Annotated in this window: 18 protein-coding genes; 14 read left to right on the top strand and 4 right to left on the bottom strand. The window is 70.7% G+C overall.

The annotated features are described in order from the left end of the window. Nucleotides 1-62: 62 nt before the first annotated feature. From FHG89_RS03765 to FHG89_RS03730, 8 genes are all read left to right on the top strand, one after another. Nucleotides 63-1,310 (top strand): sugar ABC transporter substrate-binding protein, encoded by a 1,248-nt coding sequence (locus tag FHG89_RS03765; protein WP_139582797.1) that lies wholly within the window; start codon nt 63-65, stop codon nt 1,308-1,310. Next, nucleotides 1,310-2,950, top strand: coding sequence for an ABC transporter permease subunit (locus tag FHG89_RS03760; protein ID WP_139582796.1), 1,641 nt, complete (start codon nt 1,310-1,312; stop codon nt 2,948-2,950). Before FHG89_RS03765 ends, FHG89_RS03760 begins: the two co-directional genes overlap by 1 nt. Next, complete coding sequence (locus FHG89_RS03755) at nt 2,947-3,858, top strand: sugar ABC transporter permease (protein ID WP_139582795.1); 912 nt, start codon at nt 2,947-2,949, stop codon at nt 3,856-3,858. Before FHG89_RS03760 ends, FHG89_RS03755 begins: the two co-directional genes overlap by 4 nt. A gap of 67 nt (nt 3,859-3,925) precedes the next feature. Beyond that, entirely contained in the window at nt 3,926-4,267 is a 342-nt protein-coding gene (locus FHG89_RS03750) for a hypothetical protein (protein WP_139582794.1), read from the top strand. A 279-nt stretch (nt 4,268-4,546) separates the two neighbouring features. Then, the gene (locus FHG89_RS03745) at nt 4,547-5,614 is read left to right on the top strand and encodes a BMP family lipoprotein (protein ID WP_139582816.1); all 1,068 of its coding nucleotides are present in this window, start codon (nt 4,547-4,549) and stop codon (nt 5,612-5,614) included. A gap of 192 nt (nt 5,615-5,806) precedes the next feature. Then, nucleotides 5,807-7,414 (top strand): ABC transporter ATP-binding protein, encoded by a 1,608-nt coding sequence (locus FHG89_RS03740; protein WP_208760850.1) that lies wholly within the window; start codon nt 5,807-5,809, stop codon nt 7,412-7,414. Then, complete coding sequence (locus tag FHG89_RS03735) at nt 7,411-8,784, top strand: ABC transporter permease (protein ID WP_139582793.1); 1,374 nt, start codon at nt 7,411-7,413, stop codon at nt 8,782-8,784. The genes FHG89_RS03740 and FHG89_RS03735 overlap by 4 nt, the downstream gene beginning before the upstream one ends. Before the next feature lie 3 nt (nt 8,785-8,787). Next, nucleotides 8,788-10,068, top strand: a complete 1,281-nt coding sequence (locus tag FHG89_RS03730) for an ABC transporter permease (RefSeq protein ID WP_139582791.1) — start codon at nt 8,788-8,790, stop codon at nt 10,066-10,068. 63 nt (nt 10,069-10,131) lie between these two features. Here FHG89_RS03730 and FHG89_RS03725 read toward each other — a convergent pair whose 3' ends face one another. Continuing rightward, nucleotides 10,132-10,608: a nitroreductase/quinone reductase family protein gene (locus FHG89_RS03725; protein ID WP_139582789.1), complete on the bottom strand. Its 477-nt coding sequence runs from the start codon at nt 10,606-10,608 to the stop codon at nt 10,132-10,134. A gap of 258 nt (nt 10,609-10,866) precedes the next feature. Between FHG89_RS03725 and FHG89_RS03720 the strand changes: the two genes are divergently transcribed. The 3 genes from FHG89_RS03720 (at nt 10,867) to FHG89_RS03710 (ending at nt 13,791) form a co-directional block, all read left to right on the top strand. Then, nucleotides 10,867-11,577, top strand: a complete 711-nt coding sequence (locus FHG89_RS03720; RefSeq protein WP_139582788.1) for a cytidine deaminase — start codon at nt 10,867-10,869, stop codon at nt 11,575-11,577. 138 nt (nt 11,578-11,715) lie between these two features. Continuing rightward, nucleotides 11,716-12,999 (top strand): thymidine phosphorylase, encoded by a 1,284-nt coding sequence (locus tag FHG89_RS03715; RefSeq protein ID WP_139582786.1) that lies wholly within the window; start codon nt 11,716-11,718, stop codon nt 12,997-12,999. A gap of 111 nt (nt 13,000-13,110) precedes the next feature. Continuing rightward, a complete protein-coding gene (locus tag FHG89_RS03710; protein ID WP_139582785.1) occupies nt 13,111-13,791 on the top strand; it encodes a DUF4272 domain-containing protein in 681 nt (226 codons plus the stop codon). Nucleotides 13,792-13,793: 2 nt separating this feature from the next. Here FHG89_RS03710 and FHG89_RS03705 read toward each other — a convergent pair whose 3' ends face one another. Further along, nucleotides 13,794-14,648 (bottom strand): putative RNA methyltransferase, encoded by an 855-nt coding sequence (locus tag FHG89_RS03705; protein WP_139582783.1) that lies wholly within the window; start codon nt 14,646-14,648, stop codon nt 13,794-13,796. Nucleotide 14,649: 1 nt separating this feature from the next. Further along, complete coding sequence (locus FHG89_RS03700) at nt 14,650-15,141, bottom strand: MarR family winged helix-turn-helix transcriptional regulator (protein ID WP_139582781.1); 492 nt, start codon at nt 15,139-15,141, stop codon at nt 14,650-14,652. Between the two features lie 59 nt (nt 15,142-15,200). Between FHG89_RS03700 and FHG89_RS03695 the strand changes: the two genes are divergently transcribed. Beyond that, complete coding sequence (locus FHG89_RS03695; RefSeq protein WP_139582779.1) at nt 15,201-15,617, top strand: PPOX class F420-dependent oxidoreductase; 417 nt, start codon at nt 15,201-15,203, stop codon at nt 15,615-15,617. A gap of 45 nt (nt 15,618-15,662) precedes the next feature. Next, a complete protein-coding gene (locus tag FHG89_RS03690) occupies nt 15,663-16,736 on the top strand; it encodes an adenosine deaminase (protein ID WP_139582777.1) in 1,074 nt (357 codons plus the stop codon). A 3-nt stretch (nt 16,737-16,739) separates the two neighbouring features. Here FHG89_RS03690 and FHG89_RS03685 read toward each other — a convergent pair whose 3' ends face one another. Further along, nucleotides 16,740-17,150: a hypothetical protein gene (locus tag FHG89_RS03685; RefSeq protein ID WP_244295138.1), complete on the bottom strand. Its 411-nt coding sequence runs from the start codon at nt 17,148-17,150 to the stop codon at nt 16,740-16,742. Nucleotides 17,151-17,535: 385 nt separating this feature from the next. Here FHG89_RS03685 and FHG89_RS03680 point away from each other — a divergent pair. Continuing rightward, nucleotides 17,536-20,344: sensor histidine kinase (locus FHG89_RS03680; protein WP_139582773.1), on the top strand; the 2,809-nt coding region annotated here is incomplete at its 3' end.

The following is a 20,344-nucleotide window of genomic DNA, read 5'->3' as shown; positions in this document are numbered from 1 at the left end:
AGAGGATCCCACTGGCGGGCCGCCCTTCCCCCGGCGGACCCGCCATGACGACAGGAGTACCGATGCGCATCCGTACCGCGGGTGTGGTCGCCCTCTTCGCCCTGGCGCTCGCCGCCTCCGGCTGTGGCGACAGCGACGAGCCGGCCGCGAAGGAGTCCCCCAAGGCCGCCGGCGGCAAACTGGTCATCTGGGCGGACGACAAGCGGACCGCGGCCCTCAAGCCATTCGCCGAGAAGTTCGGCCAGGAGAACGGCGTCACCGTCGAGGTCCAGGCCGTCCCGAACGAGGACCTCCAGAACAACTTCGTGACCGTGTCGAGCCAGGGCGGCGGCCCGGACGTGGTGATCGGCGCCCACGACTGGATCGGCAACCTGGTGCAGAACGGTGCCATCGACCCGGTGCAGCTGCCCGACGAGCAGAAGGCCGCCTTCAACGAGACCGCCATCAAGGCCGTCACCTTCAACGGCCAGCTCTACGGCGTGCCGTACGCGCAGGAGAACCTGGCGCTGATCCGCAACACCGAGCTGGCCCCCGAGGCGCCGAAGACGATCGAGGACCTGGTCGCCACCGGTAAGCAGCTCAAGGCGCAGAAGAAGGTCACCGAGACGCTGTGCCTGCAGGTCGGCCAGAAGGGCGACGCGTACCACATCTACCCGCTGTACAGCTCGGCCGGCGGATACCTCTTCGGCACCACCGCTAACGGCGACTACGACCCGAAGGACCTGGGCGTGGGCAAGCCGGAGTCGATCGCCGCGTTCAAGAAGATCGCCGCGCTCGGCGAGAAGGGCGAGGGCGTGCTGAAGCGCTCGATCGCCGACACCAACTCGACCGCCACCTTCACCGGCAAGAAGTGCGCCTTCCTGGTCTCCGGCCCGTGGGCCACCGCCGACGTGAAGAAGGCCGGCATCAAGTACGACGTCTCCGCCGTCCCCGGCTTCGCCGGTGGCAAGGCGGCTGCGCCGTTCGTGGGCGTGCAGTCCTTCTACGTCGCCGCCAAGGGCAAGAACAAGGCCCTCGCCCAGGAGTTCGTCGTCAACTACGTCGCCAAGCCGGAACTGGCCGTGGCGCTCTACCAGGCCGACCCGCGCCCACCGGCGCTGACCGCCGCGCTGGACCAGGTCAAGGGCAGCGACCCCGACCTCGCCAAGTTCATCGAGGCCGGCAAGAACGGCCAGGTGCTCCCGGCGATCCCGGCGATGGCCGCGATCTGGGACCCGTTCGGCAAGGCCGAGGCCGCCGTCATCGGCGGCGCCGACCCGACCAGCACCGTCACCGCGGCCGGCAAGACGATCGCCGGCTCGATCAAGTAATGAGCACACCGCTGTCCGGCCCGGGGTCTGCCCAGCAGGCCCCGGGCCGGGGGCCCGTCCGCACCGGGTCCCCGCGCACGTCCCGTACCGCGCGGAACCACGCGCCGATCACCGTGGCCGGCCTCGCTGCGAAGGTGATCCTGCTCGGCCTGGTGGCCGGGATCGCGATCTGGGCGGCCTTCCCGCTGGTCGAGGCCGAGATGTGGGTCTGGCTGGCGGTGCTGGTGCTGACCACCGCCGCGCTGTTCTACCTGTACCTCGGCCGCCGGCACATCCCGGCGAAGTACCTCGTCCCGGGCACGCTCTTCCTGATCGCATTCCAGGTCGTGCCGGTGCTCTACACCGCGAGCACGGCCTTCACCAACTTCGGCGACGGCCACCGCGGCAGCAAGGACGACGCGATCGTCGCGATCCAGAGTTCCTCGGTCAAGCAGGTCCCGGGCTCCGCCCAGTACCCGATGTCCGTGGCCACCAAAGGCGACCCGGCCACCGGCGCCCTGGTCTTCCTGATCACCGACCCGCAGACCAACACGGTCTCCGTCGGCGACGCGCGGGGCCTGCGCCCGCTCGACCCGGGCGCGGCCACCGTCGCCCCCGGCGGCAAGGTCACCGCGGCCGACGGCTACACCGTGCTGAACGTCGGCCAGGCCAGCGCCCGCAGCAAGGACATCACCGACCTGGTGGTGCCGACCGCCGGCGGCGCGCTGCGCTCGTCCGGCCTGTCCCGGGTGTACGAGGGCAAGGCCGTGCGGGCGTACGACGCGGGGTGCGACTGCGTGAAGGACAGCGACAGCGGCCGGACCTGGACCGCGGACGGCGAGGTCGGCGCGTTCGTCGCCACCGACGGCGAGCGGCTGGCCCAGGGCTGGAAGGTGAACGTCGGGCTGTCCAACTTCACCCGGGTGCTCACCGACGAGCGAATCTCCGGGCCGTTCCTCGGCACGCTGATCTGGAACTTCGCCTTCGCGATCGGCTCCACCGGCGGCACGTTCATCCTCGGCATGCTGATCGCGCTGGCGCTGCACTCGCCCCGGATGCGGGGCACCAACCTCTACCGGATGTTGCTGATCCTGCCGTACGCCATGCCGTCCTTCGCGATGCTGCTGGTCTGGCGGGACATGTTCAACACCGACTTCGGGCTGATCAACAACCTGTTCGGGCTCAGCGTCGACTGGTTCGGGCAGGACTGGTCGGCGCGCGCCGCGGTGATCCTTGTGCAGCTCTGGCTCGGCTACCCGTACATGTTCCTGGTGGCCACCGGCGCGCTACAGGCCATCCCGCGGGAGTTGACCGAGGCCACCTCGGTCGACGGGGCGTCGCCCTGGCAGTCGTTCAAGGCGGTCACCCTGCCGCTGCTGCTGGTCGCGCTCTCGCCCCTGCTGATCTCGTCGTTCGCGTTCAACTTCAACAACTTCAACGCGATCTACCTGACCACCGAGGGCGCGCCGTTCCCGGCCGACAACCCCAGCAACGGCGCCACCGACCTGCTGATCACCTACACCTACCGGCTGGCGTTCGGCGGGCAGGCCGCGCAGTTCGGCTTCGCCGCGGCCATCTCGTTGTTCATCTTCGCCATCGTCGCGGTGGTCTCGGCGGTCAGCTTCCGGCGGACCCGGCAACAGGAGGATGTGTACGCGTGACCACACTCACCGGCGCGAGCCGCCCGACGGCGGTCGACCGCAACGCGGGGAGGCGGGGGAACCGCTGGTTCGCCCAGGTCGGCTGGCGGCACCTGGTCGGTCTGCTGGGCGTGCTGTTCAGTCTCTTCCCGCTCGTGTTCGTCGTCTCGGCGGCGCTCAATCCGCTCGGCACCCTGTCCTCCACCGAGTTGGTGCCGACCGGCGGGGTGTCGTTCGAGAACTTCGGGGATCTGTTCGCGCGTACCGAGTTCGCCAACTGGTTCCTGAACTCGGTGCTCATCGCCGGTGGTGCCGCGTTCGCCTCGGTCCTGCTCTCCGCGCTCGCGGCGTACGCCTTCTCCCGGATGCGGTTCCAGGGGCGACGGGTGGGGTTGCTGTCGCTGCTGTTGATCCAGATGTTCCCGCAGTTCCTGGCGATCGTGGCGATCTTCCTGATCTTCGGCATGATCACGGACCTGTGGCCGGCCATCGGCTTCAACACCCCGTGGGGCCTGATGCTGCTCTACATGGGTGGCGCGCTGGGCGTGAACACGTGGCTGATGAAGGGCTTCTTCGACACGCTGCCCCGGGAGTTGGACGAGTCGGCCACCATGGACGGCGCGTCGCACGCCCAGGTGTTCTTCCGGATCCTGCTGCCGTTGGTGGCGCCGATCCTCGCGGTGACCGGGCTGCTCGCCTTCATCAACACCATCAACGAGTTCCTGATGGCGAGCGTCTTCCTCACCGACACGGACGCCAAGACCCTCGCGGTCGGTATGCGGGGCATGTTGCAGGGCGCCGAGCGGAACACCAACTTCGGGATCTTCGCTGCCGGCACCCTGCTCACCGCGATCCCCACCGTGTTGGTGTTCCAGTTCCTCCAGCGCTTCATCGTCTCCGGCCTCACCAGCGGCGCCGTCAAGGGCTGAGCCGGCGACGCGCCGACCGGCCGACCCCACTACTACAAACTGTCGTTGATGGGGGAGGATGGGCGGCGTGGAAGCACTGAGACTGATTCTCCTCTATGTCCATCTGATCGGCTTCGCCCTGCTGCTCGGCGGGGCGATCGCCCAGTACGTCAGCGGCAAGCTGCGGATCAACTCCGCCATGCTCTGGGGCGCTGTGATCCAGTTGCTGACCGGCCTCGGGCTCTCCGCGCCACTGCGCGACGGCGACGAGCCGGCGCCGGCGAAACTTGTGACGAAGTTGGTGATCGCGCTGCTGATCTTCGTCATGGTCTTCTTCTCCCGGAAGCGGGACGTGGTCAACCGCGGCCACTTCCTCGCGATCGTCGGCCTGACCCTGGTCAACGCGGCGGTGGCGGTCTTTTGGCGGTAACGTCCGGGAGGGGGGTCAGCCCCTGTCGAACCGGACGTTTGGGACGCCCCGACGCTCGCCCACCAGCACGAAGAGTGATTTGCCCCACCCAAGGGTTACACCCGGGTAACAGGCGTTCAACAGTCGTGCACGATTGTCGGCCGGTGGGTGGGCGCGGGCGTACGCTCCCGTCCGTAACGTGGGACAGCCGGCGGCACACCCGCAGGTCGGCTGATGGGCTGCCACCGCACTAGGCGCGGTGTGCAATGGGAAGGAGACGTCTTGCGCTCGGTGCGTGGGATGCGGATCGCCTCGATCTTCGCGGCGGGTGGGCTTCTGCTCACGGCCGCCGCTTGTGGCGAGGCCCCCGATGATGACAACAACGCCGGCAGTGGCGCCAAGAAGTTCAGCGCCTGCATGGTGACCGACGTCGGCGGCATCGACGACAAGTCGTTCAACACCTCGGCCTGGAAGGGTCTGCAGGAGGCCAAGGCCGCCAACGACAACATCGACATCAAGTACGTCGCGTCGAAGGCCGAGGCCGACTACGAGCCGAACCTGACGCAGTACGTCAACCAGAAGTGCGACTTCATCCTGGCGGTCGGTGGCCTGATGGCCAACGCCACCTCGAAGATCGCCAAGGCGAACCCGAACCAGCAGTTCGGCATCGTCGACGCCAAGCCCGGTGACGCCAACGTCTACCCGATGCAGTTCGACACCGCGCAGGCCGCGTTCCAGGCCGGCTACCTCGCCGCCGGGATGAGCAAGAGCGGCAAGGTGGGCACCTACGGCGGCCTGCCGATCCCGCCGGTGACCATCTTCATGGACGGTTTCGTCGACGGCGTGACGCACTACAACAAGACCAAGGGCAAGAACGTCCAGGCGCTGGGTTGGAACAAGGAGACCCAGAAGGGCTCCTTCACCAACGACTTCGCCAAGCAGGACGAGGGCAAGAAGGTCTCCGACGCGCTGGTCGCCCAGGGCGCGGACATCATCATGCCGGTCGCCGGCGGCTCCGGCCTCGGCACCACCGCCGCGGCCAAGGCCTCGGGTGGCAAGTACAGCACCATCTGGGTGGACGTCGACGGCTGCGAGAGCACCCCGGACTGCTCGGCGATCATCACCACGGTCGTCAAGAACATCCCGGAGGCCGTCAAGGAGGCCGTGCTGAAGGCCGCCGGTGGCGAGAAGCTGCAGGCCAACCCGGGCTTCGTGGGCACCCTGGCCAACACCGGCGTCTCGATCGCCCCGTACCACGACTTCGACAGCAAGGTTCCGGCCGAGCTGAAGGCCGAGGTTGACAAGATCAAGGCGGACATCGCCGCCGGCACCATCACCGTCACCTCGCAGGCTCAGCCGACCAAGTGACGACCGGCCGATTCGTCCGGTGAGATCATCGGACGGTCGGCGGGGAACAGGCAGGACCGATCCGGCCGCTCTGGCCCTGCGGGGTGACCCGTGGGGTCGGGGCGGCCGATCGCGCACCAACGGTGGCCGGGCCGGTCGGGCCGGGTTGACGGCAGCTACGCTGCACCATCGCTCGCACTCCAGGAGGTTGCGCTGAGACTCGAACTGCGCGGCATCACCAAACGGTTCGGTGATCTGGTCGCCAACGACCACATCGATCTGACGGTGGAGCCTGGAGAGATCCATGCCCTGCTCGGCGAGAACGGCGCGGGCAAGTCGACCCTGATGAACGTGCTCTACGGGCTCTACCAGCCCGACGAGGGCGAGATCCTCATCGACGGCGCGCCGCTGAAGCTGAAGGGCCCCTCCGACGCGATCGCGGCCGGGATCGGCATGGTGCACCAGCACTTCATGCTGGTGCCGGTCTTCACCGTGGCCGAGAACATCATGCTCGGCGCCGAGCAGGTCAAGGGCGGCATCGCCGGCTTCCTGGACCGGCGACGCGCCCGGCGCGAGGTCACCGAGGTGTCCGAGCGCTACAACCTGCGGGTCGACCCGGACGCGGTGATCGAGGACCTGCCGGTCGGCATCCAGCAGCGCGTCGAGATCGTCAAGGCGCTGACGCGTGACGTCGACCTGCTCATCCTGGACGAGCCGACCGCGGTGCTCACCCCGCAGGAGACCGAGGAACTGCTGACCGTCATGCGGTCGCTCAAGGCGGCCGGCAAGTCGATCGTCTTCATCACCCACAAACTCGGCGAGGTCAAGGCCATCGCCGACCGGATCACGGTGATCCGGCGCGGGAAGACCGTCGGCACCGCCTCGCCGGAGGCCAGCCGGGACGAGCTGGCCGCGCTGATGGTCGGGCGCAACGTCCGGCTCACCGTGGACAAGTCCGGGGCCACGCCGGGCGAACCGGTGCTGGAGGTCGCGGGACTGGTCGTCGACGACGACCGGCAGATCCGCGCCGTCGACGGGGTGGACCTGACCGTACGCGCCGGCGAGGTGCTCGGCGTGGCGGGCGTCCAGGGTAACGGTCAGACCGAGCTGATCGAGGCGATCATGGGCCTGCGCCCGGTGCTCGCCGGCACGGTCAGCCTGGCCGGCGACCGGATCGACGGCTGGAAGACGAAGAAGGTGCTCCGCGCGGGCGTCGGCTACGTGCCCGAGGACCGCAGCGTGGACGGCCTGGTCAAGGAGTTCAGCGTCGCGGAGAACCTCGTGCTGGACATCTACGACCGTCCACCGTTCGGCAGCGGGCTCGCGCTGAAGCCTGACGTGATCGCCTCGTCGGCCAAGGAGCGGATCGAGCAGTTCGACGTCCGCACCTCATCGGCGGACGCGCCGGCGGGCACCCTGTCCGGCGGCAACCAGCAGAAGGTGATCGTGGCCCGGGAGTTGTCCCGGCCGCTGAAGCTCTTCATCGCCGCCCAGCCGACCCGCGGCGTCGACGTCGGGTCCATCGAGTTCATCCACAGCCGGATCATCCACGAGCGGGACGTCGGAACCGCCGTCATGGTGGTCTCCAGCGAGCTCGACGAGGTGATCGGGCTGGCCGACCGGATCGCGGTGATGTACCGCGGTCGGATCATCGGCATCGTCGGCCCGGACACCCCGCGCGAGGAGATCGGCCTGCTGATGGCCGGCATCAGCCCGGACGCCGCCCACGAGCACGGCACGGACGCCGAGCCGACCGACGGCGCGGCCACCGACGGGAGTCCGGCGAGCGACGCAGGCTCCGCGAACGAGGACGAGGCATGAGCGACCCCACCCCGCAGTCCGGCTCGCCGGACAAGGAGCCGGCGAGCGAGGCGCAGGCCGCGCAGAACGCGCTCGGCAACACCGAACGGGCCGAGTCGGCGACCGAGCCGACCCGCCCGGCGTCGAAGCCCGAGCCGGAGGCGGAGCCGAAGCCGTCCCTGGGCCGGCTGTTCCTGGACAACCTCTGGGCGGCCAACACCTTCACGGTGACCCTGCTGTCGCTGGTGCTGGCGATCGTGGTCGGCGCGGTCCTGATGATCGTCTCCGATCCGGACGTGCTGCACACGTACACCTACATCACCGCCCGCCCGGCCGACGCGTTCAACGCGAGCTGGACGCTTGTCAGTGAGGCGTACGCGAACCTGTTCAAGGGTTCGGTCTTCGACCCGGAGGCGTTCTCCGGCTGGTTGAACGGCAGTAACGGCTGGCAGGCGGTGCTGGCGCCGATCTCCGAGACGCTCACCTACACCGCGCCGCTGGTCTTCACCGGCCTGGCGGTGGCGCTTGCCTTCCGCGGCGGCCTGTTCAACATCGGCGCGCAGGGCCAGGCGACCATCGGCGTGATCCTGGCCGCGCTGGCCGGCTTCCTGCTGCCGCTGCCGCCCGGCCTGCACCTGCTGGTGGCCGTGCTCGCCGGCGCCCTCGGTGGTGCGCTCTGGGGATTCATCCCGGGCATCCTCAAGGCCCGCGCCGGCGCACACGAGGTGATCAACACGATCATGCTCAACTACGTCGCCACGTACTTCCTGACCTGGCTGATCGTGCAGAACGGCGTGCAGGACCCGACCCGAACCGACGCGATCAGCAAGGCGGTGGACAACTCCGCCCAGCTGCCCCGACTGCTCGGCGACAACCTGCGGGTGCACGCCGGCATCCTGCTCGCCGTGCTGGCCACCTGGGCTGTCGCCTGGCTGCTCAACCGCTCCACCCTCGGCTTCGAGCTGCGCGCGGTCGGCGCCAACCCGGACGCCGCCCGCACCGCCGGCATCAGCGTCACCCGGACGTACATCCTGATCATGGTGTTCTCCGGGATCCTGGCCGGCCTGGGCGGCTCGAACATGGTGCTCGGCTCCACCGCCAGCGCCCTGACGCCGCTGGTCGTCGCGCAGATCGGCTTCGACGGCATCCTCGTGGCGCTGCTCGGCCGGGTGAAGCCCTGGGGCGTGCTGCTGGCCGCGCTGCTGTTCGGCGCGCTCCAGGCCGGCGGCAACCGGATGCAGTCGTACTCGGGGATCTCGCTGGAGCTGGTGACAGTGCTCCAGGCGCTGATCGTCATCTTCATCGCCGCGCCGGCCCTGGTGAAGGCGATCTTCCAGCTCCGGGCCGCACGGGCCGCCCGGTTGCAGACGAGCCTGGCGAAGGGCTGGTAACACATGTCCACCATGGCTGTCCCCGACGTCGCGGTCGCCCCGGTCGACGAGGGATTCTGGACCCGTGGCCGCAAGGTCGGCCTCACGCTGCTGGCGCTCGGTCTGCTGGCGGCGGTGCTCTTCGGGGCCCTCGCCACCGATCAGCAGGCCCGGTTCACGCTCAGTGAGGACGCCGCCGGTACCGCGCTGGAGATCAACGGCACCATCGGGGCGATCCTGTTCGGGATCATCGCGATCGCCGCCGGCGCGGCGCTGCTCGCCGGAGTGCCGAAGCGGTGGTTCCTGCCCGTGCTCGCCGTCGGGCTGGTCGGCTTCGTGCTCTCCTTCCTCTGCTGGCAGGTCTCCGCGGCACCGAGCGGGCAGAACTTCATGCCGCTGGTCAACATCATCCGGGGCACCTTCATCCTGGCCCTGCCGTTGATCTTCGGGGCGCTCGCCGGGGTGCTCTGCGAGCGCTCCGGTGTGGTCAACGTGGCCATCGAGGGTCAGTTGCTGATGGGCGCGTTCAGCGGCGCGCTGTTCGGCAGCCTCTCCGGCAACGTCTGGGTGGGCCTGGTCGCCGCCGCGATCGGCGGCGCGTTCATCTCGCTGCTGCTGGCCGTCTTCGCCATTCGCTACCTGGTCGACCAGGTCGTCATGGGCATCGTGCTGAACCTGCTGGCGGTCGGCGTCACCGGCTTCCTCTACGAGCGGTTGATGCAGACCGACGCGGAGAAGTACAACAGCGCGCCCCGCTTCAGCAACTGGGAGATCCCGCTGCTCAAGGACATCCCCGTCCTCGGGCCGGCGCTGTTCCGCGGCAACATCTTCCTCTACCTCGGGCTGCTGCTGGTTCTGGTGATCCACATCGGGCTGTTCCGCACCCGCTGGGGGCTGCGTACCCGCTCGGTCGGCGAACACCCGACCGCCGCCGACACCCTCGGCGTCAAGGTGCTGCGGGTGCGCTACCGCAACGTGCTGCTGGCGGGCGTGGTCGCCGGCATCGGCGGCGCGTCGTACACCCTGGCGCTCTACTCGTTCACCAAGAACATGATCGGCGGCAAGGGGTTCATCGCGCTGGCCGCGCTGATCTTCGGCCGGTGGAACCCGACCGGGGCGCTGCTCGCCGCGCTCTTCTTCGGCTTCGCCGACCAGCTCGCCACCTACCTGGGCGCCATCAACAGCTCGATCCCCAGCCAGTTCCTGGCCATGCTGCCCTACCTGGCGACCATCCTGGCGGTCGCCGGCCTGGTGGGGCGGGTCCGGGCACCGGCCGCCGACGGCAAGCCGTACATCAAGGGCTGACGCCCTGGCTGTGCCCGGCGGGACTCTCGCCGGGCACAGCCAGTTCTGTGCCAGTCAGCAGGATCAAGCTGGCCTTTCGCCATCGGTGTCCGGACTGCTCCCGGGGACCGACTCGATCCGGAACGCGGGGTACCGTGCCGCGATTGCCGCGAACTCGGACAGGGATGCGTGCCGGTCGACGGGGATGTGCGGCCGGGCTCCAGGGACCTTCGCCAGATACCGCTTGAGGATCGGTGCACGCTCGTCGACCGGCACCTCGACCAGGCGGCAGACCCTGGCACGCCCGTGCCGAATGGTCACGAGGCCGTCGGCCGCACGTACGTTCCGGACCCAGTTGCAGCTCTCGCCCAGCATCGGCACCAGATACCAGTCGCCCCGCCAGTCGGCCATACCCAGCGGGAACCGGGTGACCCGACCGGTGCGGCGTCCCACGACCTCGAGTGTCACCCAGCGCCTCGGATGCAGGCCAGCGCTGTACACGGCCGCCCAAAGCCGGGCGAACCGGCGGGCCGCCGCGTTACCGCGGCCCCCCGCGTACATCCGACGAAGAGTGTTCTCGGATAACTGCCAACTCCCCAACTTCGCCATCACATCTCCCCGTCGGTCGCACTCGCTCGTCCTCGGTTTCAGAGTCGGCTCTTCCGAACGGGAGATGCAGGGCCGAACGTCCCCTACACCCCCGCGCGGCCTTCGTCGGCATCGCCTCCGACTGTGGTGACTCACGCGCGGCGCGGCTGCGCCTGCCCGTGGCCCGGCCCTGCCCGCTTCTGACCTGGGCTGCTTCGGCACAATGGCGGCATGACCGACATTGACTGGGCGCGGTTGCGCGCTGCTGCCACGGACGCGATGCGGCACGCGTACGCGCCGTACTCGACGTTCCCGGTCGGCGCGGCCGCGCTGGTCGACGACGGCCGCGTGGTGGTCGGCTGCAACGTCGAGAACGCCGCGTACGGGGTGACGCTCTGCGCCGAGTGCGGTGTCGTCTCCAGCCTGCACGCCACCGGCGGCGGCCGGCTCGTCGCGCTCTCCTGCGTCGACGCCACAGGTGAGCCGCTGATGCCGTGCGGCAGGTGCCGGCAACTGCTCTGGGAACACGGCGGGCCGGAGTGCCTGATCGAGACCAAGAGCCGCCCACTGCGGATGGCCGAGCTGCTGCCACACGCCTTCGGTGTCGAGGACCTGGAGGCGGTTACCGGCGAGACGCCCGTGCCGGTGGTTCCCGAGCGGCTGGCCGCCTGGCGCGGACGCGGCACCGTCTTCGTGCACCCGGACATGTCCGCCGGCCAGCAGGTCTGGACGGCGTACTGGGAGCGGTCGGCCGGGGACGACGCCGGCGCCGAGACCGGGGTGCTGGAGGAGGCGCCGAGTTGGGACGACCCGGCCGAGGCGATCACCTGGGGCCTGGCCCGGACGCCCCGCGTGGTGGTGGTGGACGAGACCGGCACGATCTTCTGGGCCGGTGAGGGTGAGCCGCCGTTGGAGATCCCGGAGCGGTGGTCGGGTGGCTGAGGTTGGGGGCGGGGGCCGACCGTGCCCGGCTCCGGGCGGTCAGGCTTGATCCCTGCGCCGGGCACGGTCGGCCCCCGCCCCGACGTGGTCACGGGCCGGCCGTTGGCGGGATCTGCAATCGACTAGGAAGATCTTCTGATGAGTAGTGGTTTTGCTGCTGTTGACGTCATCCGAACCAAGCGGGACGGGGGCGTGCTGTCGGACGCACAGATCGACTGGGTGGTCGACGCGTACACCCGGGGGGTCGTCGCCGACGAGCAGATGTCCGCCCTGGCGATGGCGATCCTGCTCAACGGCATGACCGGGCCGGAGATCGCCAGGTGGACCGCCGCGATGATCGCCAGCGGTGAGCGGCTGGACCTGTCGGCGGTACGCCGGCCCACTGTCGACAAGCACTCCACCGGCGGCGTCGGTGACAAGATCACTCTGCCGCTCACCCCGTTGGTGGCCGCGTGCGGCGCGGCAGTTCCCCAGCTCAGCGGGCGCGGCCTCGGGCACACCGGCGGCACGCTGGACAAGTTGGAGTCCATCCCGGGCTGGCGGGCCACGGTGAGCAACGACGAGTTCATCGCCCAGCTCGACGAGGTCGGCGCGGTGATCTGCGCGGCCGGTGCCGGGCTCGCCCCCGCCGACCGCAAGCTGTACGCGCTGCGGGACGTGACAGGCACCGTGGAGGCGATCCCGCTGATCGCCAGCTCGATCATGAGCAAGAAGATCGCCGAGGGCACCGGCGCGCTGGTCCTCGACGTCAAGGTGGGTTCGGGCGCCTTCATGAAGTCCGTCGACCAGGCGCGTGAGCTGGCCCGGACGATGGTGGAGTTGGGCGGCGCGCACGGCGTGCGGACGGTCGCCCTGCTCACGGACATGTCCACCCCGCTGGGCCTGGCGATCGGCAACGCCGTCGAGGTGACCGAGTCGGTCGAGGTGCTGGCCGGCGGTGGCCCGGCGGACGTGGTGGAGCTGACGGTGGCCCTGGCCCGGGAGATGCTCGCCGCCGCCGGCCTCCCGGACGTCGATCCGGGGGCGGCCCTGCGCGACGGCCGGGCGATGGACTCCTGGCGGGCGATGATCCGGGCGCAGGGCGGCGACCCGGACGCGCCGATGCCGACCGCCGCCGAGGTCGAGGTGGTCCGTGCCGAGCAGGACGGGTACGTCGCGTCCGTCGACGCGTACGCCATGGGGGTTGCGGCGTGGCGGCTCGGCGCGGGTCGGGCCCGCAAGGAGGACCCGGTGAGCGTGCCGGCCGGTGTGGTGTTGCACAAGCGGCCGGGCGATCCGGTGCGGGTTGGGGATGCCCTCTACGAGCTGCGCGCCGAGGACCCGTCCCGGATTCCGGCGGCCCTGGCGGAGGCAAGTCGCGCGGTGCACATTGCACCGACCGCGCCAACCGCGACACCCCTGGTCATCGAGCGGATCGGCTGACCGGGGCGGAGGTCGGGGCGGCGTGGTGCTGGTCACCTGGGAGCGCTATTCTCCCAGGCCAAGGGGGGACAGCCGGCCTTGCGCCGCCGCGAGCAGACAGGAAATTGCCCCGTGACCGTACCTGCCCCCGACCCGCGTGAGGTGCGTGAGGCGAGCCTGGACGAGCTGTCCCGACTCGGCCTGCCGCTGCCGCCGGCCCAGTTTCCGCTCGTGTGGGAGCCGGGTGATGCGATCGAGTTGCGTCCGACGCCGGAGATCGAGGCGCGGATCGCCGTCCTGCATCTGATCCTGGCCCGCTGTTTCGGGATGCCACCGCAGGCCGCGATGAGCTGGCTGCTCGGTTCGCATCTGGTCGACATGGTCACGCCGCCGGAGTGGCAGTTCGTCATGGGCGGCAAGGGTGACCACCGCTCGTTCGTGCTGCACCACGACGCGCTCTTCGCGCTGGCCTGGGTGCTCGGGTTGAGCAAGCAGCTCGACCCCACCCTGGCCGTGGACGAGCGGCTGGTGGAGCGGTTGCCGCACATCGCCGAGGGGGAGACCTTTCCGCGCTGGCAGGCCCGCATCCTCACCGCGCCGCAGCATCCGGCGGACGCGGCCGCGCTGCTCGACCTGCACTACTGCCTGGACTGGGCCTACCTGGAGACCGAGCGCGGCGGCCGGCGGGCGCCGGGTCTGGTGGACGCGAACGCGATCGGGCAGCGGCGGTGGGCGCTGGAGTGGGCGGTGATCCTGCGCGGGCCGTACCACGACGAGCCGCCCGGCTGGGAAGAGGTCGACCTCTCCACCTGAGCTCAGCGGGGCCGGTGGGCGTCGAGCCGGACGGCCACTGTCACCCGGACCGGCTCGGGCAGCGCGGCCATCCGGGCGGCGAGGGCGTCCTGGTCGGTGTGCCAGGCGCTCGGACCCATCCCCACCAGGGTGGCCACCTCGGTGCGGGTCAGCGTCAGCTCGGCGCGGTGCACGGTAGAGCTGGCCGGGGTGAAGTGCCCGCCCAGGTTCGCGGCCACCCGGTCGGCCTTGTCCGGGTCGACCCGAAGCAGGTCCAGGGCGTCCACCAGTTCGCTGAGGTGGTCGGCGGCGGGTGTGACCACCAGCAGCGTGCCGGCCGGGTCGAGCACCCGGTGGAACTCCGGTCCGTTGCGGGGGGCGAAGACGTTCAACAGCACGGCCGTCGAGCCGTCGGCCAGGGGCAGCCGCTGCCAGGTGTCGGCGAGCGCGGCGGCGGCCCGTGGATGCGCCCGGGCGGCGCGGCGCAGCGCCGGCTTGGAGACGTCCAGGGCCAGACCCACGGCGTCGGGCAGCGCCGCCAGCACCGCGCCGAGGTACCGGCCGGTCCCGGCGCCGGCATCCACCACCAGGGGATACGCCCCGAGGCCCGGCACGGCCTGTGCCGCGGCGTCGGCGAGGGCGCCGGAGATCAGGTCGTAGTGCCCGGCGGCGAGGAAGTCCGATCGGGCGGCCACCATCTCGGCGGTGTCCCCGACGTGCGGGGCGCGGCCGGCGAGCAGGTTGACGTACCCCTGTCGGGCGATGTCGAAGCTGTGCCGGCGCGGGCAGCGCAGCGCGCGGGCGGTGCCGGCGGTCGCCTCGGCCAGCGGTTCGCCGCAGACCGGGCAGCGCAGCCGGTCGAGGATGTGCGGGTCCACGTCAGGCCTGCCGGCCGCGTCGGGGGCGGGGTGCGCGGCTCCGCGCCAGGTGGTCGACGACCCGATGGGTGAACGCGCCGAGCGCCTCGACCTCGGCCGGGGTGAGCAGGTCGAGGAAGTGCTGACGGACGGCGGTCACGTGGCCGGGGGCGGCGGCCTCGATGGCGTCCCGACCGGCCGGGGTGAGTACGACGATCGCGCCGCGCGCGTCGTCCGGGCACTCCTCCCGGGTCACCAGGCCGCGCTGCTGCATCCGGGTCAGGTGGTGCGAGAGCCGGCTGCGGGACCAGAGCATCCTGTCCGCCAGTTCGCTGAGGCGCAGCCGGCCCTGCGGCGTCTCGGACAGGTCGGAGAGCACGTCGTAGTCCGGCTCGGACAGGCCGGCGTCCTGGGTCAGCTCCCGGGCCAGTTCCAGGTCGAGCAGGCGACGCATCCGGCGGTAGCCACGCCAGGCGCGGTCCTGGTGTTCGTCCAGCCACCGGGTCGCTTCCATGCCACTCAGCCTAGCGTCTTGGTTGACATGTCATCGAATCGCCTCCTACGGTCGATGACATGTCAACGAATTCGCTGTGGGGCCTCTTCGGCACCCGGGGACGTGGGGTGCTCGTCACCCTGCGCCGCGACGGCCGACCCCAACTGTCCAACCTCGACTACCTGGCCGAACCAGGGCTGATCCGCTGCTCCACCACCGGCGACCGGGCGAAGGTCCGCAACCTGCGCCGCGACCCGCGGGCCAGCTTCCACGTCACCACGCCGGACGGCGGCGCGTACGCGGTCGCCGAGGGGGCCGTGACGTTCACCGAGCCGGCAAGGGCGATCGGCGACGCGGCGGTCGACGAACTGGTCGAGGTCTACCGGGGGGTCCGCGGTGAACACCCGGACTGGGCGGAATACCGCGCCGCAATGGTCGCCGACGGGCGGTTGGTCCTCCGGCTCGCCGTCGACCGCGTCTACGGCTGGCCCGGATGAGCGGGCTGGCGTGGGCGGCCCCGGCGGGCTGACTAGGGTCGGAGCATGGTCGCAACTATCCGGTATGAGGACATCGTCAAGGTCCCGAAGGCGCTGCTGCACGACCACCTCGACGGCGGACTGCGGCCCGCGACGATCGTCGAGCTGGCGGCGGAGGTCGGCCACGAGCTGCCCACCACCGACCCGGACGCGCTCGGACGCTGGTTCGTCGAGGCGGCCGACTCCGGCTCGCTGGAGCGCTACCTCGAGACGTTCGCGCACACGGTGGCGGTCATGCAGACCGCCCCGGCGCTGCGCCGGGTGGCCCGCGAGTGCGCGCTCGACCTGGCCGCCGACGGGGTGGTCTACGCCGAGGTGCGCTTCGCCCCCGAACAGCACCTGGAACAGGACCTGAGCCTCGACGAGGTGGTCGAGGCGGTCCTCGCCGGGTTCGCCGAGGGCACCGCGCAGGCCGTCGAGGCGGGCCTGACCATCCGGGTGGGTACCCTGCTCACCGCGATGCGGCACGCCGCCCGTTCCCAGGAGATCGCCGAGCTGGCGGTGCGGCACCGCGACGCCGGGGTGGTCGGCTTCGACATCGCCGGCGCCGAGGCGGGCTTCCCGCCCACCCGGCACCTGGACGCCTTCGAATACCTGCAACGGGAGAACTTCCACTTCACCATCCACGCCGGCGAGGCGTTCGGCCTGCCGTCGATCTGGCAGGCGATCCAGTGGTGCGGCGCGGACCGGCTCGGTCACGGCGTACGCATCGTCGACGACATCGCGCCCGACGGCACGCTCGGCCGGCTGGCCGCGTACGTGCGGGACAAGCGCATCCCGCTGGAGCTCTGCCCGTCGTCGAACGTGCAGACCGGCGCGGTGGACTCGATCGCCGACCACCCGATCGGCCTGCTGCGGGACCTGCGGTTCCGGGCCACAGTCAACACCGACAACCGGCTGATGAGCGGCACCTCGATGTCACGCGAGATGTCGCTGCTGGTGGAGACCTTCGGCTACGGCTGGCGGGAGTTGCAGTGGTTCACCATCAACGCGATGAAGAGCGCCTTCATCCCGTTCGACGAGCGGCTGCGGATCATCGATGAGGTGATCAAGCCGGCGTACGCCAAGCTGCTGGCCTGACTCTCAGCCGTGCGGGTGGCCGGCGAGCAGGCCGGCCACCCGGCGCAGCACCTCCCGCGCGCGGGCCGCCTCGGCGCCGAGCCCGGTCTGCCGGCGCAGTACGGCGGGCTCGGCCCGCAGCAACGCCACCCCGCGCCGGACCAGCACCCGGGGCGCCTTGCGCTGTTCGGCGAGGTCGCGGGCCAGCCGGCGGACGAATGTCGCTCCGCGCGGGCGCCGCAGCGCGTACGCCCCGGCGAGGAGCCCTCGGCGACGGCACTCCTCGACGATCTCGGCGGCGAAGATCCCCTCCGCCACGAAAATTGGCGATCCGGCGACATCAAATGGCCGGGTGGCCACCCTTCGATCTGCGCCGATCGCATAAACCGGCACATCGGCCCGTCCGTCGCGGGCCAGTTGGGCAATGGTTTCCACGGCGGTCAGGGCGTCCCACGAGTCGGGTGATTCCCAATCGACCTGGCCGTTTCGGTGCGGCAACGTAGGGTCATCACCGTCTTTGTAGAAGTCGTCCAGGCAGAGAACCGGTAAGCCGGTTTGCTGCGCTATGTACGACTTTCCGGAGCCAGAAGGGCCGGCGAGCAGGACAACGCGGTGCGGATGTTTCATTACCTTCAGTTACTCCGGCCAGACGGACTGCTATCAAATCGTATCAACATCTCATCACACCTTCGGCGGGTGACAACCTGGGCTTTCTTCTTGCCGGGCGGCGTGATGGAATCTCGGGGGTCCGACCCGCCGGGTCGGTCGCTGAGCGTTGCCCGGGGCAACGCGTTCAAGCTGTAATCGCGAGGGCGGTGACGTGAGCAAACGGCCAAAGACGGCGGGCTCCTTCCTGTCGCGGCTGCGCCGGCCGGCCAGCCGGCTCCGGGACATGCCGATCTGGTCCAAGCTCGGTCTCATCATGATCGTGCCGACCATCGCCACGGTCGTCGTGGGCACCAGTGGTCTCGTCGACCACCTGGAGACCCTCAGCAATGCCAACCGAGCCGGCGACCTGGCCAACCTGTCCAGCTACTCGGGCGACCTGGTCGACACACTGCAGGACGAGCGGACCGCCGCCGTGCTGCTGCTCCAGGCAGCCGGGACCCAGCCGAAGGCCCAGTACCAGGAGGCCTTCAACCGGGTGAACTCCCGGGTGGACCAGGCGACAGGCCCCTACCGGCAGCAGCGCGCCGAGGTCGAGGACCTGCCGAGCAGCCTGGAGAGCCAGCTCGACGGGATCGACCAGTCCCTGAAGGACCTGCCGGGCGTCCGCAGTCAGGTGTTCAGCGGCAAGCTCAAGCTCACCGAGACGATCCAGGCGTACGAGGGCCTGATCAGCGACCTGCTCGCCATCCGTGACTCGGCCACGCAGCTCGCCGGTGACAACGACCTGAGCGACCGGATGCGCGCCGCCGCGGCGGTCGCCCGGGAGAAGGAGTTCCTCTCCGCACGCCGGGTCGTCGTCCACCGCGCGCTCGGCGCGCAGCAGCGGATGACACCGGTGCTGCGCACCGACTACATCGCCAGCGGCACCGGTCAGCAGCAGGCACTGCAGAGCTTCAAGGCCGTCGCGAGCCCGGACGAGGCGAAGTTCCACGACCAGACGGTCGCCGGCGGTGACCGCCGGGAGGCGCAGAACTACACCGGCTGGATCGACGGCAACATCACCGGCGACATGCGCGGTGCGCCGTTCGGCCCGGACCAGTGGGAGTCCGCCATGACGGCGAACGCCAAGCTGATCCGCGCCGTCGAGACGAAGCTCGACAACGACGTGGTCGCCGAGGCCGACAGCCTGCGCTCCGACGTCCAGCGTCAGGTCTTCCTGGAGACCGGCCTGCTGCTCAGCATGCTGCTGCTGGCCATCCTCTTCGCCTACCTGGTCGCCCGCTCGATGGCCCGCTCGCTGCGTGAGCTGCGCCAGGGCGCCCTGGCCGTCGCGCAGTACGGCCTGCCGCAGGCGGTGGCCCGGCTGCGTGACCCGCAGGTCGTCGGGCAGCTCTCGCCGGTGCAGCTGGCCAACCAGATCGCCGAGCCGCTGCCCGTCCGCAGCAAGGACGAGTTCGGTCAGGTGACCGAGGCGTTCAACGCCGTCCACCTGGAGGCGGTCCGCACGGCCGCCGAGCAGGCGGCGCTGCGCGCCTCCGTCGCGACCATGTTCGTCAACCTGGCCCGCCGTTCCCAGATCCTGGTCGACCGCCTCATCGGGCACCTCGACCGGCTGGAGCGCGGCGAGGAGGACCCGGACCGCCTGGCCGAGCTGTTCCAGCTCGACCACCTGGCCACCCGGATGCGCCGTAACGACGAAAACCTGCTGGTGCTCGCCGGCGCCGACTCCACCCGCGTGCAGCGCGAGCCGGCCGCCCTCATCGACGTGCTGCGCGCCGCGCAGTCCGAGGTCGAGCACTACACCCGGATCGAGTTCGGGGTCATCGACCGTGACATCGAGGTCGCCGCGCACGCGGTCAACGACCTGGTGCACCTCGTCGCCGAACTGTTCGACAACGCCACCGCGTTCTCGCCGCCGGACTCGCAGGTGATGGTCGAGGCCCGCCGGGTCGGCGACCGCGCCTCGCTCTACGTCGAGGACCGCGGCATCGGGATCAGCCGTGAGCAGTTGCAGGACCTCAACGATCGACTGGCGACTCCGCCGCAGGTGGACGTGGCCGTCTCCCGGATGATGGGCCTGGTCGTGGTCGCCCGACTGGCGTCCCGGCACGGCGTCCGGGTCGAGCTGCGTCCCGGCGCCGACCGGGGCACGGTCGCCGACGTCACCCTGCCCACCTCGGTGCTGGTGCCCCGTGCGCTCTCCGGCCGGGTGCAGCAGCCCCCGGCCCTGCCGGCGGTCGGCGGCGGCGCCCAGCAGGGTGGGCCCGTGCCCGCCTTCGGCGCGCTGCCCGCGCTGGGCAACGGCCCCCGCCCCAGCGAGTCCGGCAACCAGGTCACCCTCGGCGGTCGGCCGTTCGACCCGGCGCCGCGCAACGGCGCCGGCACCCCGGCCAACTCGGGCGGGTACGGCTCGATGCCGGCCTGGTCCGACCTGACCGGCGCGGCCGGCGCGAACGGCGGCGACGGGTTCACGCCCCGGTCGGCCAACGGCCAGCCGATCGACCCGCTGCCGCAGCGCAGGGCCGGCGACGACTCCTCGACCACCGGCCAGCAGCAGTCCATCCCGCGGCAGCTGCCCAGCAGCCCGGAGGCACACCCGTACTCCGCGCCGCCGGTCTCCGCGCAGCCCTACTCCGGCGCGCCGGTCTCCGCCTCGCCGGCGTCCGGTCAGCCGTACTCCGGCCATCCTTACTCGGGTGCGCCGTACAGTGGCCCGCCGGTGTCCGCCGCCCCGGCCTCCGGTCAGCCGTACGCCGGTCCGCCGGTGTCGGCGTCCCCGGTGTCGGCCTCGCCGGCGTCCGGTCAGCCGTACTCGGGTCAGCCGTACTCGGCGCCGCCGGCCTCCTCCGGCCAGTCGTTCAGCGGTTTCGTGCCCCGCTCCGCCCCGCCCGCCCAGGCGCCCAGCGCTCCGGCACCTCCGGCCTGGCCGCCGGTGCCGGGTGGCGAGCGTGAAGCGGCGACCCCGCCGGTGCCCGAGCGGCTCGCCGCCGCCCTGGACATGACGACGGAGCTGCCGCGGG

Origin of the sequence: Micromonospora orduensis, from assembly GCF_006228125.1 — a bacterium.
GTDB lineage: Bacteria > Actinomycetota > Actinomycetes > Mycobacteriales > Micromonosporaceae > Micromonospora > Micromonospora orduensis.
The sequence above is the reverse complement of the archived record's forward strand: the minus strand, read 5'-3'. Positions and strand labels throughout refer to the sequence as shown.

Coding starts and splice junctions, on each gene's coding strand:
- FHG89_RS03695 (WP_139582779.1), top strand. CDS start 15,201: ATGTCAACGAATTCGCTGTGGGGCCTCTTCGGCACCCGGGGACGTGGG.
- FHG89_RS03725 (WP_139582789.1), bottom strand. CDS start 10,608: ATGTACGCGGGGGGCCGCGGTAACGCGGCGGCCCGCCGGTTCGCCCGG.
- FHG89_RS03745 (WP_139582816.1), top strand. CDS start 4,547: ATGCGGATCGCCTCGATCTTCGCGGCGGGTGGGCTTCTGCTCACGGCC.
- FHG89_RS03730 (WP_139582791.1), top strand. CDS start 8,788: ATGTCCACCATGGCTGTCCCCGACGTCGCGGTCGCCCCGGTCGACGAG.
- FHG89_RS03735 (WP_139582793.1), top strand. CDS start 7,411: ATGAGCGACCCCACCCCGCAGTCCGGCTCGCCGGACAAGGAGCCGGCG.
- FHG89_RS03720 (WP_139582788.1), top strand. CDS start 10,867: ATGACCGACATTGACTGGGCGCGGTTGCGCGCTGCTGCCACGGACGCG.
- FHG89_RS03690 (WP_139582777.1), top strand. CDS start 15,663: ATGGTCGCAACTATCCGGTATGAGGACATCGTCAAGGTCCCGAAGGCG.
- FHG89_RS03760 (WP_139582796.1), top strand. CDS start 1,310: ATGAGCACACCGCTGTCCGGCCCGGGGTCTGCCCAGCAGGCCCCGGGC.
- FHG89_RS03765 (WP_139582797.1), top strand. CDS start 63: ATGCGCATCCGTACCGCGGGTGTGGTCGCCCTCTTCGCCCTGGCGCTC.
- FHG89_RS03700 (WP_139582781.1), bottom strand. CDS start 15,141: ATGGAAGCGACCCGGTGGCTGGACGAACACCAGGACCGCGCCTGGCGT.
- FHG89_RS03715 (WP_139582786.1), top strand. CDS start 11,716: ATGAGTAGTGGTTTTGCTGCTGTTGACGTCATCCGAACCAAGCGGGAC.